Annotated in this window: 13 protein-coding genes; 6 read left to right on the top strand and 7 right to left on the bottom strand. The window is 64.9% G+C overall.

Features of this window, described 5'->3' with window-relative positions:
* Positions 1–4: 4 nt before the first annotated feature.
* Complete coding sequence (locus tag IE116_RS09115; RefSeq protein ID WP_189611726.1) at positions 5–2,008, bottom strand: EAL domain-containing protein; 2,004 nt, start codon at positions 2,006–2,008, stop codon at positions 5–7.
* 312 nt (positions 2,009–2,320) lie between these two features.
* Between IE116_RS09115 and IE116_RS09110 the strand changes: the two genes are divergently transcribed.
* Positions 2,321–3,451: an AI-2E family transporter gene (locus IE116_RS09110; protein ID WP_189611724.1), complete on the top strand. Its 1,131-nt coding sequence runs from the start codon at positions 2,321–2,323 to the stop codon at positions 3,449–3,451.
* 16 nt (positions 3,452–3,467) lie between these two features.
* On the opposite strand, the gene IE116_RS09105 is transcribed toward IE116_RS09110, so the two are convergent.
* From IE116_RS09105 to IE116_RS09085, 5 genes are all read right to left on the bottom strand, one after another.
* Positions 3,468–3,944: a MarR family winged helix-turn-helix transcriptional regulator gene (locus tag IE116_RS09105; RefSeq protein ID WP_189611722.1), complete on the bottom strand. Its 477-nt coding sequence runs from the start codon at positions 3,942–3,944 to the stop codon at positions 3,468–3,470.
* An 18-nt stretch (positions 3,945–3,962) separates the two neighbouring features.
* Positions 3,963–4,937 carry a Bug family tripartite tricarboxylate transporter substrate binding protein gene (locus IE116_RS09100; RefSeq protein ID WP_189611718.1) on the bottom strand — a complete coding sequence of 325 codons (975 nt, stop codon included), beginning with the start codon at positions 4,935–4,937 and terminating at the stop codon, positions 3,963–3,965.
* Between the two features lie 45 nt (positions 4,938–4,982).
* Entirely contained in the window at positions 4,983–5,846 is an 864-nt protein-coding gene (locus IE116_RS09095) for an amidohydrolase family protein (protein WP_189611716.1), read from the bottom strand.
* A gap of 13 nt (positions 5,847–5,859) precedes the next feature.
* On the bottom strand, positions 5,860–7,860 hold the full coding sequence (locus tag IE116_RS09090) for an acetoacetate--CoA ligase (protein ID WP_189611714.1): 2,001 nt from the start codon (positions 7,858–7,860) through the stop codon (positions 5,860–5,862).
* A 153-nt stretch (positions 7,861–8,013) separates the two neighbouring features.
* Positions 8,014–9,726 carry a tannase/feruloyl esterase family alpha/beta hydrolase gene (locus IE116_RS09085; RefSeq protein ID WP_189611711.1) on the bottom strand — a complete coding sequence of 571 codons (1,713 nt, stop codon included), beginning with the start codon at positions 9,724–9,726 and terminating at the stop codon, positions 8,014–8,016.
* A gap of 285 nt (positions 9,727–10,011) precedes the next feature.
* Between IE116_RS09085 and sugE the strand changes: the two genes are divergently transcribed.
* The 5 genes from sugE to IE116_RS09060 all read left to right on the top strand — a co-directional run bounded on the left by sugE (position 10,012) and on the right by IE116_RS09060 (position 13,209).
* Entirely contained in the window at positions 10,012–10,326 is a 315-nt protein-coding gene (gene sugE, locus IE116_RS09080) for a quaternary ammonium compound efflux SMR transporter SugE (protein ID WP_179586055.1), read from the top strand.
* A gap of 4 nt (positions 10,327–10,330) precedes the next feature.
* Positions 10,331–11,176: a glutamate racemase gene (gene murI / locus IE116_RS09075; RefSeq protein WP_189611710.1), complete on the top strand. Its 846-nt coding sequence runs from the start codon at positions 10,331–10,333 to the stop codon at positions 11,174–11,176.
* A gap of 137 nt (positions 11,177–11,313) precedes the next feature.
* The gene (locus IE116_RS09070) at positions 11,314–11,592 is read left to right on the top strand and encodes a hypothetical protein (protein WP_189611708.1); all 279 of its coding nucleotides are present in this window, start codon (positions 11,314–11,316) and stop codon (positions 11,590–11,592) included.
* Positions 11,593–11,640: 48 nt separating this feature from the next.
* Positions 11,641–12,186 (top strand): GTP cyclohydrolase I FolE, encoded by a 546-nt coding sequence (gene folE / locus IE116_RS09065; protein ID WP_189611706.1) that lies wholly within the window; start codon positions 11,641–11,643, stop codon positions 12,184–12,186.
* A 246-nt stretch (positions 12,187–12,432) separates the two neighbouring features.
* Complete coding sequence (locus tag IE116_RS09060) at positions 12,433–13,209, top strand: SDR family oxidoreductase (RefSeq protein ID WP_373302977.1); 777 nt, start codon at positions 12,433–12,435, stop codon at positions 13,207–13,209.
* A gap of 129 nt (positions 13,210–13,338) precedes the next feature.
* On the opposite strand, the gene IE116_RS09055 is transcribed toward IE116_RS09060, so the two are convergent.
* A complete protein-coding gene (locus IE116_RS09055) occupies positions 13,339–14,955 on the bottom strand; it encodes a sulfatase family protein (protein ID WP_189611703.1) in 1,617 nt (538 codons plus the stop codon).
* Between the last annotated feature and the right edge of the window lie 2 nt (positions 14,956–14,957).

The raw sequence follows: 14,957 nt of genomic DNA, 5'->3' as shown, positions 1-14,957 counted from the left end.
CGGATCACCCATGTGCCGCCGCGTACTCCCGCGCCTTCTCCGCATTCAGGGCCGGCGCAAAGCACCAGCCCTGCACCGCATCCACCCCCAGGCCCTTGGCGATCGCAAACTGGGCTTCGGTCTCGACGCCTTCGGCGATCAACTCGAACTCCAGTTCCTTGCACAGCCCGCAGATCGCCCGGTAGATCGCATAGCCGCGTTCGGTGTGCACGATGTCGATCAGGCTCTTGTCGAGCTTGATGGTGTCGGCGTCCAGGTGGTAGAGGCTGTGCAGGCTGGAGTAACCCGTTCCGAAGTCGTCGATGGAGATCCGCAGGCCGCCGGCGCGCAGCCGCCGGATGCCTTCGGCCGTGGCGGGGCTGGTGGCGAAGGCGCGTTCGATGATTTCGAATTCGACCTGGCGGCCGGACAGGGTGGCCAGGATGCGGTCGATGCACTGCGGATCGCCCAGCGTGTCGGGGTGCAGATTGATGGCGACACGCGGGTGGAAACCGGTGGCGGCCCACCCGGCCAAGGTACGGCGGGCTTCGTTGCAGACCCAGAGATCAATCACGGACGCCAGGCCCGCCAGTTCCAACGTTTCCAGAAAGTACGGGCCGACCACGCGCCCATCTTCGAATTCGAGCCGCAGCAGGGCTTCGAAGCCCAGGCAGCGTTGGTCGCTGGCCCGGATCTTGGGCTGGTAGTACAGGGTCAGCCGGTTGGTGGTGATGAGTTCGATGACGCGCTGGGTCTCGATGTTGGATTTGAGGATGAAGCTTTGCGCGTGCTGGAAGCCCGCGCCTTGCCGCACCTGCAGGTCGCCTTCGATGCCGAGCCGGCTGGCCAGGCTTTCACGCAGCATGCGGGTGCTTTGGGAGTCCGAAAAGCGCCGCACGAACGGCATGTAGACCAGCACGCTGATGGCCAGCAGGCCGGCCTGGAGCAGGGCGGCGCGCAGGCCGCCGGTCATCACGTAGCTGTCGAGGAAGATCGGGGTGATCCACGACGCGTTGCTGCCGTTGAACGTGATCCAGCCCTGCGACAGCACGATGTAGGCAATGCCCATGTTCAGGAGCGGCACGCCCACGAACGGCACCAGCAGGCGGCGGTTGAAGACGATGGGCAGGCCGTAAATCAGCACTTCGGTGACATTGCAGATCAGGAAGGGCGCGGCCGTGCGGGCGATGATGCGCGAGTGGCGGTCGCGCGCGACGATCAGGATCGCGATCATGAGCGCCAGGCCGGCGCCCGCGCCGCCGAAGCCGGCGAACAGGTCCAGGAACTTGTAGTAGCTGAGGTTGGGAAAGATGGGCTGTTCGAGGTTGCGGCCATCGACCAGCAGATCAAAGACGTTGTTGCCGTGCAGGCCGACAAACCAGAGCAGGTGGCTCATAAGGCTGTTGGCGATCAACAGGGCGCCGTTCGACAGCTGCAGGTCGCCAACCATTGACGTGATGCCTGCAGCGCCTTTGCCCAGGCCGTAGTGGATGACCATCATGGCCGCGGTAGCCAGGACAAACACCAGGGTGAAGGGCAGGCCATGGTTCAACGCGGCCGCCACATGGTAGTTCATGCTGCGGTACCGGACCACACGGGTGAAACGCAGCCCCATGACGCCGCGCAGCAGGCCCACCGTGATCAGCGGCGTCAGCAGGGCGCTAAGGGGCAGGTGCGAGGGCGGCTGCGCGGTGATGCCCCGCAGGGCGTCCTGCCCCAGATACACCACGATGGACAGCAGCACGGTGATCGCGGTGTCCATCGCGTGCGCCCGGGCCAGGTGGTAGGCGATGGAAATGACCAGCAGCAACGGAAACAGTCCACGCAGCACATAGGCGGTGGACATGACGGTGTCGGCATGCAGCGGGCCAAGCGACCACTGGTAGGTGACGAAGCCCTGTGCCAGGACACTGGTGGCCGCGGAGAGCAGCAGGTAGGGCAGCAATGCCACGAACGCTTCCTGCAGCGTGAACAGCAGGTTGCCGATCGACGGAAAGCGCTTGGCGCTGGCGGCTTGGCTGGTGTCCATCTTCCACGTTTGAGGTGACTGGGAGGGCGCTGCGAGCCCACTGGCTCGCAGCCGGGCGAACGGTCGCAATGCCGCCCGAAACACTATCACACGCAAAGCATTCACACGGATGAGTTCATCGCAAATGCGTCGGGATGTGGCCGAATCTGCGACAGCGTGACGGCCGTCTTCGCACTTTCCAGTACGTGAATGTTCCAGGTCAGGCGCCTGCCGACGCCACTCGATCGAATCTTGCCGGAAACTGGCGCGCCGGGCCGCCGGTCAGTGCTGGTACAGTGAGGCTGTCCTCTAGCTCGCACCCCTCCCAGACTAATGACGTCACCTGTTTTCTCCGCCCGACTCGTTGCCCGCTGGCTGCTGGTCCTGGTGCTCGCCGCGGGCGTCTATTTCTTCAGTGGTTTCCTGGTACCCGGCCTGGCCGCGCTGATCATCGGCTTTGCCAGCTGGCCGCTCTTTCAGAAGTTGCGGCGCGCCCTGGGCGGCCGCAATACGGCTGCGGCGGCGGTGGCGCTGATCGTGATCCTGGTGGGACTGGTCGTGCCCTTGTCGCTGGCCGCCTCGTACGGCATCCATGAAGCCAGCAATTTCGTGGGCTGGTTGCTGGCGGGCAACCGCTATGGCATGCCGGTGCCGAACTGGCTGGTCGGCCTGCCCTTGATCGGCGATCGGATGGCGGGCTACTGGCAGGAACACCTGAGCCAGCCCCAGGCGCTGGGATCGTGGGTGCAGCTGATCAGCGGCGAGCATCTGGGCAATATCTACCGGGTGGTGCTGTCCACCACGGGCAACGCCTTCCATTTCGCGCTGACGATCGTGTTCATGCTGATCATCCTGTTCTTCGTCTACAAGGACGGCGACCGGATCGTGACGCAGCTCGACATCGTCGGAGAACGCATCCTGCCCGCGCGGTGGGTGCAGTTTTCCCGCGTGGTGCCGGCCACCGTCAGCGCCACCGTCACCGGAATGGGCCTGATCGCCGTGGGCGAGGCGGTGGTGCTGGGCACGGCCTACTGGATCGCTGGCGTCCCGTCGCCCGTCCTGCTGGGGCTGGTGACCGGGTTCATGGCGCTTATCCCCGGGGGCGCGCCACTTGCGTTTTCGCTGGTGTCGCTCTATCTGGTGGGCTCGGGCAACCTGGTCGCCGGCCTGTCCCTGTTCGCCTGGGGCACCATCGAGCTGTTCATTGTCGACAAGACCCTGCGCCCGCGTCTGGTGGGTGGCCCGGTCAAGCTGCCTTTCCTGCCGACCTTCATGGGTCTGGTGGGGGGCGTGCAAACGATGGGCCTGGTTGGCCTGTTCGTTGGTCCGGTATTGATGGCCTTGCTTGTCGCGGTGTGGCGCGAATGGCTGCGGGCCGTGCAGGAAGAACGCGAAACGGCCAGCCGCGCAGTGATCCACGTGCTGCCGCCGGTGTCGCCCGCCAAGCCGGCCGATCGGACCTGAGTCGCAGGTCGGCCCCTTAGCGGCCCGACAATTTCCGCAGCAGCCTGAGCAGTTCGGCCAGTTCCTTGTCGCTCAGGATGGCGGTGGCCTCGCGCTCCAGCGTCGCCACGGTCGCCGCGGCCCGCCGATACAACAGCTCGCCCGCCTTGGTCAGCGCCAGCACCTGCGTGCGCTGGTCGGCGGCGTCGCGTTGCCGCTGCACCAATCCCCGTTCCACCAGCCGCGCCAGCACGGCCGCCATGTTCGGCGGTGAGACGTTGATGGCATCGGCCAGACGGCGCTGGCTGATGCCCGGGTTGGCCTGCAGCAGCGACAGCACGGCAAATTCGGCCTGCCGCAGGTCGTACTGCGCCATCCTTTCGACAAACAGCGGGCGGATGCTGGACGATGCCAGCCGCGCGCTGTGGCCGACCAGTCCTAAAAGGAAGTCTTCGTTCAGCGTGTCACTGGAAGAAAAGTCGCGGGAGGTGTCGGGGGCTGGTGCAGAGGTCAAGAGGAGGGCGGTACGTAGTTATTCGATGCGTATGTTTGCCTGCTTGATAATCCTACCCCATTTGTTCCGTTCGGCTGCCGCGAAGCTGGCGAACTCTTGCGGGGTGTTGCCGGCAGGCCGGATCCCCATGCCGTCGAAACGTTTCTTGACATCATCCAGAGCCAGCGCCTGTCGCACTTCCTTGTTGATGCGGTCGATCACCTGGGGTGGCGTCGCCGCGGGCGCAACCAGCGCGAACCACGTCAGCACCTGCAGATCGGGCATGCCGGCCTCTGTCGTGGTCGGCACGTCAGGCAGTTGATCCAGGCGGCTGGGCCCGGCCACCGCCAACGCACGCACCTTGCCGGTGCGGATATGCGGCAGCAAGGACGGCGGCGTGTCGATGGCCCCGGTCACCATCCCGGTCAGCACGGCCCGCGCCGATTCTGATCCGCCCTTGTACGGAACATGCGTGACCTTGGTGTTTGCCGTGGTGTTCAGCAGCGCGGTTGCGGCATGACCGGTCGTGCCATTGCCCGGCGAACTGAAGAACGTCTCGCGCTTTTCCGCATAGCTGACGAATTCCTTGAGGGTTTTTGCCGGCACGTCGGCGTGGATGGCCACGATCAGCGGCATGTCGCCCACCACCGTGATCGGCGCCAGGTCTTTGGACGGACTGAAGTTCAGGGTCGGGTAGATCGCCTCGTTCATGGTCAGGATGCTGCCCGACGCCAGCAACAAGGTATGGCCGTCGGCCGCGGCCCGGGCCACGTATTCGGCGCCCACATTGCCGCCCGCACCCGGCCGGTTTTCCACGATCACGGTGGTGCCCATCGACGCCGACAGCTTTTCGGACAGGATGCGGGCCATGATGTCGACCGGCCCGCCCGGCACGAAGGGCGCCACGATGTGGACCGGCTTGGTCGGATAGGTCTGGGCGGCCAGGGGCAGGCTGGCCGTCAGGGTCAGCCCGGCCGCCAGCAAGGTGCTGCAGGACAAGGAAAAGATGCGCATGGTGTCTCCGTTTTTTATCGATGTCATGGGCAGAGGAACAAGCTGTCAGGCAAAGCCAAGCAAGGCTGCGGCGTTGTCTTTCAGGATCAGGGGGTGGACATCGGGCCGGAAGCCGGCCGTTTCGAAGTCGCTCATCCAGCGCTCGGGCGTGATGAGCGGAAAGTCGGATCCGAACAGCATCCGGCTCTTGAGCTGGGTGTTGGCCTGCTGGATCAGTTCTTTCGGGAAATATTTGGGCGACCAGCCCGAGAGGTCGATCCACACATTCGGCTTGTGGAGACAGACCGACAAGGCTTCGTCCTGCCAGGGCCACGACGGATGGGCGATGATGATTTTCATGTCAGGAAAATCGGCCGCGACGTCGTCCAGGTGTATGGGGTTGGAATATTTGAGCTTGAGCCCGCCGCCGCCGCGCATGCCGGTGCCGATGCCCGAGTGGCCGCTGTGGAAGATGGCGGGCAGTCCGGCTTCAGCGATCACTTCGTACAGCGGATAGGCCATCTCGTCGTTGGGGAAAAAGCCCTGCACGGTCGGATGGAACTTGAAGCCTGCAACCTTGTAGTCGTCGATCAGCCGCCGCGCTTCACGGGCGCCCATCTTGCCCTTGTGCGGATCGATGCTGGCAAAGGCCCGCATCATGTCCTGGTTTTCAAGCGCCGCTTCGGCAATCTCTTCGTTTGGAATGCGCCGACGGCCCATATTCGATTCCGCGTCCACGGTGAACATGACCAAGCCGACTTTCGATGCGCGATAGCGCGCGATGGTCTCGGGAATGGTGGGCCGGTGCACGAACTTGAAGTACTTTTCGGCGGCGTCGTCGAACTCCTTTCCAAACAGGTCGGGGGCGCAGCGGCACGAGACTTCGGCATGCACATGCATGTCGATCGCAATCAGGTTGTTGATATCCATGGGATGTCCTTGGTCAGCTCGCCCGGGGCTGGCTCAGCAGCGCGTCCAGGCGGGTTTTCAGTTCGATGAACAGCGGCATGCTGTCCGGATTGGCCATGGCGTCGGGGCTGGCCACCTTGGCGGGGTCGGCGCCCAGCAGCAGCTTGCGGATCGGCAGTTCCATCTTTTTTCCGGTCAGCGTGCGCGGGATGGCAGGCACGGCAAAGACGTCGTTGGGCACGTGCCGCGCCGACGCCTTGGTGCGAATCTGGTCCTTGATGCGCGCCTTGAGCGATTCGTCCATGCCGACGCCGGGCGCCAGCACCACGAACAGCGGCATGTAGGACGGGCGGCCCAGGTACTCCAGATCCACGACCAGACTGTCGGCGACTTCGGGCATGTCTTCGACGACACGGTAGATCTCGGCGGTACCCATGCGGATGCCGTGCCGGTTGATCGTGGTGTCTGAACGCCCGTAGATGACGGCGGTGCCGCGGTCCGTAAAGCGGATCCAGTCGCCATGCCGCCACACCCCAGGGAAGGTGTCGAAGTAGCTGCCCAGGTAGCGCGCGTTGGCGGGATCGTTCCAGAAGTACAGCGGCATGGACGGCATGGGCTGCGTGATCACGAGTTCGCCCACTTCGCCAATCACTGCGTGGCCATCTTCGTTGTAGGCATGGGCGGCCACACCCAGTTCGCGGCATTGGATTTCGCCCGCGTTCACGGGCAGGGTCGGCGCGCAGGCCACGAAGCCGGAGGCGATGTCGGTGCCGCCACTGATCGACGCCAGCCACACATCTGCCTTGACGTGTCGGTAGACCCAGGCATAGGCCTCGAGCGGTAGCGGCGATCCGGTGGAGTTGATCGCGCGCAGCGCCGCGAACGTGCCCGCCGGTTCGACGCCGTCTTTCATGTTCTGGATCAGGAAGGCCGCGCCGCAGCCGAGGTGGGTCACGGCCTGCTCGTCGATGAACCGCCATAGTGCCTGCGCGTCGGGCCACGCAGGATTGCCGTCCGACAGCACCACGGTGGCGCCTGACAGAAGACCGCCGACCATCAGATTCCAGACGATCCAGCCCGTGCTGCCCAGGAACATGAACCGGTCGCCGGGCCGCACGTCGTGCTGCAGCTGATGCGTCTTGAGATGCGTGAGAACGATGCCGCCGTGCCCATGCACCATCGCCTTGGGCAGACCGGTCGTGCCCGACGAATACACGATCCACAGCGGATGGTCGAAAGGCAGCCGTTCAAAACGCAATGGCGCGGCGCCGCGAGTCAGGTCGTTCCATTTGCGGACATGCTTCCAGTCGGGCGTCGAGATGGCGAAAGCGTCTTGCGGTCCGTCGCTGCGTGGAACATGCACCACACAGGTCAGGGTCGGCAAGGCATCGATCAGGTCGCGGACCACGCTGGCGCGGTCATGCGGCTTGCCGTTATAGCGGTAGCCGTCGACTGCGAACAGGACCTTGGGCTCAATCTGCTGGAAACGGTCCACGACGACCGACAGGCCCATTTCGGGCGAGCAGCTTGACCAGATGGCGCCAAGGCTGGCGCTCGCCAGGAAGGCAATGACGGTTTCGGGGGTGTTCGGCATATAGGACACGACCCGGTCCCCTGCCTGCACGCCCAGCGCGCGCAGGCTGGCCGCCAACGCGCCGGTTGCCCGCTCCAGTTCGGTCCAGCTGACCTTGCGATCGGGTTGGCCTTCACTGCGGGCGAGCAGGGCAGGCATCGCGCTGGCAGTGTGCCGGAACACATGTTCGGCGTAATTGAGGCGCGCATTCGGAAACCAGCGTGCCCCGGGCATGCTGCGGGAAGCCAGGACAGGTTCGGCCGAGCCGTCGGCGCGCACATCGCAGAAGGTCCACACGGCGGACCAGAAGGCGTCCGGATCGTCGACCGACCATTGCCACAACGCCTGATAGTCGTTGAATGTCAGGTTGCGCGCGTGCGCCAGCCACGTGGTGAATGCGGCGAGGCGGGTGCCCGCCACCTGCGCGGGCGTCGGGCGCCAGAGTTCGTCGCCTTCTTGCATGCTGTCTCCCGATGGCAGGGGCCGATGCCGTCCTTGCCAGATAGTTATAAACAATAATAGATATGTTTTATAACTATACAAATCGGAAAGGGCGGTCGCATCGAGACAAACCCGAACGCGCCGCCCGGAGTACGACTTACCTCAGGCGCTCATTCAACTGGGCGCACGGCACTCGAAGCTGGCAGCGTCTTCAATGCTGCCGGTGCCTTTGTAGATGGCTTCTTTCGGGTAGCTGCACAGCGGACGCGTGCGGCCGGGCCACGGGGCGCCTGCCGCGGCGCGCGCGGTGGCGACCATGGCGTCGGGCGCGGCGCCTTGTTCCACCCACTTCACCAGCGCACCGAAGGCATCGAACTGGTCGGTGCCATAGCTGCCACCACTGCAATGCGCCATGCCCGGAACGGCAAACAGCCGCGCGCTTTCGGCGGCGTTGTCGCTGCCGTAGCGTGCCTGCACCTTGCGGTAATAGGCTTCGATGTCCGGGAACGAAAACGCCGGGTCGGCGGTGCCATTGAACATCAGCAGCTTGCCGCCGCGCGCCTTGAAGGCGTCCAGGTTGGGCGATTCGGCGTTGGTGAAGGACTCGGCCGATACGGTGTAGACCGGCGTCGTGGCACGCGTCTTGGCGTACTCGGCGTCGACGTTGGCAGTCAGCGAATAGCCGTACAGGTCCGGCGTGATCGTGGGCGGCGACGTGTAGATGTGCGAGAGCTCGCCCGCGAAGATGCTGAGCAGCGCATTGTTCGGTGACCGGCTGCCCAGGAACCAGGTGCGCCATGCGCCGGGATCGGCAATGCCCGGATCGAAAGACCACCGCTCATAGATCTGCGCGCCGGTGGATGTCTTGGCGCCTGCAAAGAGTTGTTTGACGACGGCAGCCTTGGCCGGCGTCAGGCAGTCCGTAGTCTGGCCTGCAGTGCAAGCCCAGGCCGCCGGGTCGGGCTGGCATGCGCTCAGCTTGCTGACGATGCCATCGGTCGCGCCATCGAGCGCGTCGCAGCTTTGCAGGATGCGATTGCTGATGCTCTTGAGGTCGGTATCGGTCAGTGACTGGCTGATGTCGGGACGTCCGTCGGCGCCGGTGGGGGCAATGGTCGCGAGCAATTGCGTCTGGTACACCGACCCCTGCACCGCTGCCTGCGTCAGGCGAAAGCCCGGCGCAGCGGCAACGATGCCGTCGAACAACGCGGGATAACGCTGCGCGGCAATCATGGCCTGGCGCCCGCCGTTCGAGCAGCCCACAAAGTAGGACTTGTCGGGCGCCTTGCCATAAAAGGTGTTGATCACCTGTTTGGCGGCGGCGGTGACCTGCGGCACCTGCTGGTCGCCGTATTCCAGTCGCGCCTGCGGGTCGACGGCAAACAGATAGGATCCGTTGGCCACGCCGGTTTCGGCACGGTGGCCCGAGTCCGTGGTGACGACGGCATAGCCGTCCAGCAAGGCGTTGCGGGTATTGCCGCCAGCCGGATACGCGCCCGTGGCCACGAACAGCGTGCCGTCCACGCCGCTGCCGCCCTGGTAGTAGAAGCGGCTGTTCCAGGTCACGGGCAGGCGCAGTTCGAAGCCCAGCGCATACGGCTTGCCATCGATGCCGGTTCGCGCATTCATGGCCCCGCGCGCCAGGCAGTGGTCCGGAAAGGACGACGCCGTGACGGCGCCGCTGGTGGCCGCCACGAACTCGGCGGTGCTGACCGACCCGCCTGGAACAGCGCGGCCAACCAGGGCGGAGCAGGATTGAGAGAAGGTGGGCGAGGGGGCCGGCGCGTCGTCATCGTCGCCGGAACATGCCGACAGGGTGACGACCATACCGACGCCGAGTCCGACGCCAACCGCGGACCGGACAACTTCGTGCAGAGCGTGTTTCATTTCCATCCTTGCGCAGATTGATAAAACGAAAAGCCATGGGGAGCGCGCCATGCCAGTGCCGGTCCTGCGCCAAAGCGATGCGTGTTCTGGCGCCATGGGCCGAGCTGGGGCGTTAAGTGGCCTCTGAACATCTCATGAAGTGGCTGCTACATGAACAGCAAGCATGAAAAGCAAGCGGTATGCCATCGCGGGCGCGCTTGGGTAAAATCGGCGCGGTCCGCAGGCTTTCGCGTGCGGCGTCCGGCCTGCCGCTGTCGCGGCGCCGGCATTGTTCAAAGGAATGGCATGGCGTGGATCATCCTCGTGCTCGCGGGACTGCTCGAGATCGTATGGGCCATCGGCCTGAAATACACCGAAGGGTTCACCCGGCTGTGGCCCAGCGTCGGCACGCTTGCGGCCATGGCGGCCAGCGTGGGGCTGCTTGGTGTGGCGATGCGCACCTTGCCGGTCGGCACGTCATATGCGGTATGGGTGGGGGTCGGCGCCGTAGGCACCGTGATCCTTGGCATGGTGCTGTTTGCCGAGCCTGCAACGCCGGGCCGGCTGGTCAGCGTCGCTCTGATCGTGGCCGGCATCATTGGCCTGAAGCTGGCGAGCTGAGCGCATGGCGTCGACACGCTCCCCGATCGGCATCTACGACTCGGGGGTGGGCGGGCTCAGTGTGCTGCCCGCCATCCGCGAATTGCTGCCGGCCGATGACCTGATCTATATCGCCGACGCCGGCCACCTGCCGTACGGCGAAAAGTCGCCCTTTTACGTCGTGGAGCGGGCATGGCGCATCAGCGACTACTTCCGGTCGCGCGGCGTGAAGGCGATCGCCATCCCGTGCAATACCGCGACGGCAGCCGCGGCCGCGGTCTTGCGCGACAAGCACACCGACCTGCCCATCATCGGCATCGAGCCGGCGGTCAAGCCGGCCGCCCGTCTGACGCGGTCGGGGGTGATCGGGGTGCTGGCGACCACCGGCACGCTGCTCAGCGCCAAGTTCCAGCAACTGGTGCGCCGCGAAGCGCCGGGCAAACAGGTGCTGCTCAAGGCTTGCCCGGGCTGGGTCGACCTGGTCGAGCAGGGCGCGTCGCCTGAAGACGCGCGGCGCATCGTGTTCGAGCCGATCGACGACCTGCTGGCGCAAGGCGCCGACGTTCTGGTATTGGGGTGCACGCATTTTCCGTTTCTGGTCGACGTGGTGCGCGAGCGGGTCGGGCCCGACTTTCCCGTGCTGGAAACGGGGCTGCCATTTGCGCTGGAGTTGCGGCGTCAGCTGCTGACGCGTGAGCCGACCGCAGGGGCCGAGGCGGCCGCAGGCGTGGCGCCTTTGCGTGATGCGCCGACCTTGCCCGGCCGCGTCGAGATGTTGACCAGCGGCGATCCGGCGGTCGTCCAGCTGCGGGTCGACCGTCTCATGCCCGGCCTGGCCCCGGTGGCGAGATTGCCCGACAGCTATTGCTGAGGGACGCTCGCAGCCCGAACGGTGCAGGGAGCCGGCCTGTTCACCTGGACAGAAATAGCCATGAGGGCTCATCCGTGCCCGCGGCGCGGACCCGTCGAATCAGAGTATCCTCACGCGCTTGACCCCCGGATTCCGCAATGAAAAAAACTGACCTCGAAAAGAACAAGGCCCTGAAGATCATGGGCGCCATGAAACAGTCGAACCTGCCCGACCGCTTCGGCACGGGCGCGTCGGCAGCCGCCACCTCCGTGGACCGCCGCACGCAGCGCAAGATGGACCAGGAGCAGGGACTGATCTCGTTCCCGGTCAAGATCCCGGCCACGCTTGCCCAGGAAATCCGCGAGAAGTCGCAGGCCGACGGCGTGTCGGTCAATGACCTCGTCGCGCAACTCCTCGAAAAAGGCCTGGGACGCTGATTGCCGACAGGCCGGCGCCCTGGACGCATACGACACTCTGGAGGACTTATGTCATTGGAGCAGCATTACACCGCCATCCTCGAAGGCCTGGGTGAAGACCCGACCCGGGAGGGCCTGCACGGCACACCCAAGCGGGCCGCCAAGGCCATGCAGTATCTCTGCCAGGGATACTCGCAGAACCTTGAAGAGATCGTGAACGGCGCGCTGTTCACCTCCGACACCAGCGAGATGGTGCTGGTCAAGAACATCGAGCTGTACTCGCTGTGCGAGCATCACCTGCTGCCGTTCATCGGCAAGGCGCATGTCGCCTACCTGCCGAATGGCAAGGTGCTGGGGCTGTCCAAGGTGGCGCGCATCGTCGACATGTTCGCCCGCCGCCTGCAGATCCAGGAAAACCTGAGCCGCCAGATTGCCGAGGCGGTCCAGGAGGTCACGGGCGCCATGGGCGTTGCCGTGGTGATCGAGGCGCAGCACATGTGCATGATGATGCGCGGCGTCGAAAAGCAGAATTCGTCCATGGTCAGCTCGGTCATGCTCGGCGAATTCCGCAACAATCCGGCCACCCGCGCCGAATTGCTGCACCTGATCGGCTGACGCGCCGCCTGCATGACGCCGGCCGGCTGCCGACCAGCGCCGGCCGGTGGCCTGTCCATCTCATCGCCTTGCAATGACGGCGACCGCTCAGCCGGACTAGTGGTTTACCCCAATCGCACTTCGCATACCCAAGGGCTATATTTTCCCTGCGTTCCGTATATGAGATGACGTTTCACATGTAAAACACTCCGGGCGCCGCAACGTCTACGGCGTGATGCCGTATCTACCCTCGCAGTTCTTCTGGAAGTGAACGTGAACTCGACAGTCAGCAATAATCTTCTCGCGGGTCGCCGCATCCTGGTCACGGGCGCCGCACGCGGCCTTGGATTCGAGTTTGCCGTGGCCCTGGCCAAGGCCGGCGCCAAGGTGGTGATGGCCGACATCCTGGCCGATCTGCTTGCAAGCTCGGTCCAGCGTCTGCAGGCCGACGGCCTGGACGTGTCTGGCGTAACCGTCGACCTGGCCGACCAGGCATCCATCACCCAGTGCGCCGAGCAATCGGTTGCCTGGCTCGGCGGTCTGGACGGTCTCGTCAATAACGCCGCGATCACCAACTCGGGTGGCAAGACGGCGTTCGAACTGGATCCGAAGGTGTGGGACCTGGTCATGAATGTGAATGTGCGCGGCACGTGGCTGATGACGACGGCTTGCCACGAAGCGCTCAAGGCTTCAGGTCGTGGCGCCGTCGTGAACCTGGCTTCCGACACGGCGCTGTGGGGCGCTCCCAACCTGCTGGCCTACGTGGCAAGCAAGGGCGCCGTCACCGCCATGACGAAATCGCTGGCGCGCGAATTCGGCCCCGACAACATCACCGTGAATGCGATCGCCCCGGGGCTGACCCTGGTGGAAGCCACCGAATACGTGCCGGAGCATCGCCACAAGCTCTACCACGACCAGCGCGCGCTGAGCCGTGAGCAGGTGCCTGCCGACGTAAGCGGTGCGGTCATCTTCGCGCTGTCCGATCTGTCGCGTTTCGTGACCGGTCAGTTGCTTCCGGTCAATGGCGGCTTCGTCATGAACTGATCGCTGCGGCTCGCGATCCAGTACAAAAGCCCTGCCGCGGTCAACGCGGCAGGGCTTTTTTGTGGCTGAGGGCGACGCGATGGATGGGCTTTGGGTCCTTGCCCGCAGTGCGTCCTTGCCCGCAGTGCATCACGCCTGCGCGGTGGGCAGCGGCGACGTGTCCGTCAGCCGGATCATCTCGATCGCCAGCTGCGCGATCAGGGCATCGCGTTGGGCACGCGCATCGGGCACGTCCCACAGGTTGTGCATCTCTTGCGGGTCCTGCGTCAGGTCATAACACTCGCACGCCGCCTCGTCTTCCGACAGGGTCAGCCGCCACGTGCCATTGAACAGCGTGCGCACACGAAAGCGGGCAGGGCGGTCGAACAGGAATTGCATGGGTTCGTTCTCGACCACCACGCCCGCGCGCGCGGGCGCAGCGGCAGCAGTCCCCGCCAGCCACGGCAACAGGTTCACGCCCTGAATCCCGTTGTAGGGCGCCAGGCCCACCCGCGCCAGAATGGTCTGCGCCAGATCCAGGGTGCTGGCGACTTCGGGCATGGCCTGGCCGCGGCGCGGCGCCGGCAACGCCGGATCGCGCCACACAAAGGGCACCCGGGCCACGCTGCGATAGTGCAAGGGACCCTTCAGCATGATGCCGTGGTCACCCATCATCTCGCCGTGGTCCGACGTAAAGATGATCACGGTGTCATCGGCGATGCCCAGCCGCTCCAGCGTCTTCACCACCGATCCGATGGCATCATCGACCAGGCTGATCATGCCGTAGGTCAGGGCAATCATTTCCTTGCATTCGCGCTCGTCCACCGAAAACGGTGCGTACGCTTCGCGGGTGCCGCCGGCCTGTGTGTACCGGTGCACGGCCGCCAGCAATGCCGGCTTGTCTTCCTGATGGAAAGAGGCGGGCAGCGTCATGGCATCGGGGTCGTACATGTCCCAGTACTTGCCGGGCGGCGTCAGGGGGTGATGGGGATCCGGAAAGGAACACTGGATATAGAAAGGCGCCGCGTCGGGTTCGGCAACGTGCTTTTCGATCCAGGCCGACGTCTGTTCGGCAACAAAAGTCGTGGGGTACAAGTCAACCGGCAGCCTGGTGCGCCAGGCTTGCGGCGCGCGATACCGTGCGTCGGGCTTGGCGTTGGCGCGGCCACGCAGGCTGTCCGGATCCGGGTGACGGGATGCCAGCCAGCGGGCGTAATCGCCCTGCACCTGGTCCGCATGCAGCGTGCACAGCGTGACATGGTCAAAGCCATAGAAGGGCGTCTCGACATGATGATCGGGCGACTGCTTCCAGAGCGGCGTCCACTCGTTTTCATAGTCCGGACCACGGCGGTGATCCTTGTGCGCGTCCCGCAGGGCATCGGGCGGCGGCGTGCCGCCGTTCGCGTTTTCCCAACCGCGCTTGTTGGGATTGTCGTAGCCAAAATTCTGCAGATGCGACTTGCCGAACAGGGCGGTCGCATACCCTGCGTCGCGCAGCAGTTCCACGAAGGTGGTGTGCTGCCGCGACAGGGGAATGCCGTTGTGCAGCACCCCGTGCAAGGACGGCATGCGCCCCGTCATCAAGGTGGCGCGGTTCGACATGCACGTCGTGCTGGCAACATAGAACTGTTCACCGCGCACCCCGTCGGCGGCAAGCGCGTCCAGGTGCGGGGTGCGCAGCACCGTGTTGCCCGCAAAGCCGACGTGATCGGCCCGCTGCTGATCGGTAATGAACAGGATGACGTTGGGGCGCTTGCCGGGAGTCATGT

The organism is Pigmentiphaga litoralis (assembly GCF_014651835.1).
Lineage (GTDB): Bacteria > Pseudomonadota > Gammaproteobacteria > Burkholderiales > Burkholderiaceae_B > Pigmentiphaga > Pigmentiphaga litoralis.
This window is presented reverse-complemented; position numbering and strand designations above follow the sequence as displayed.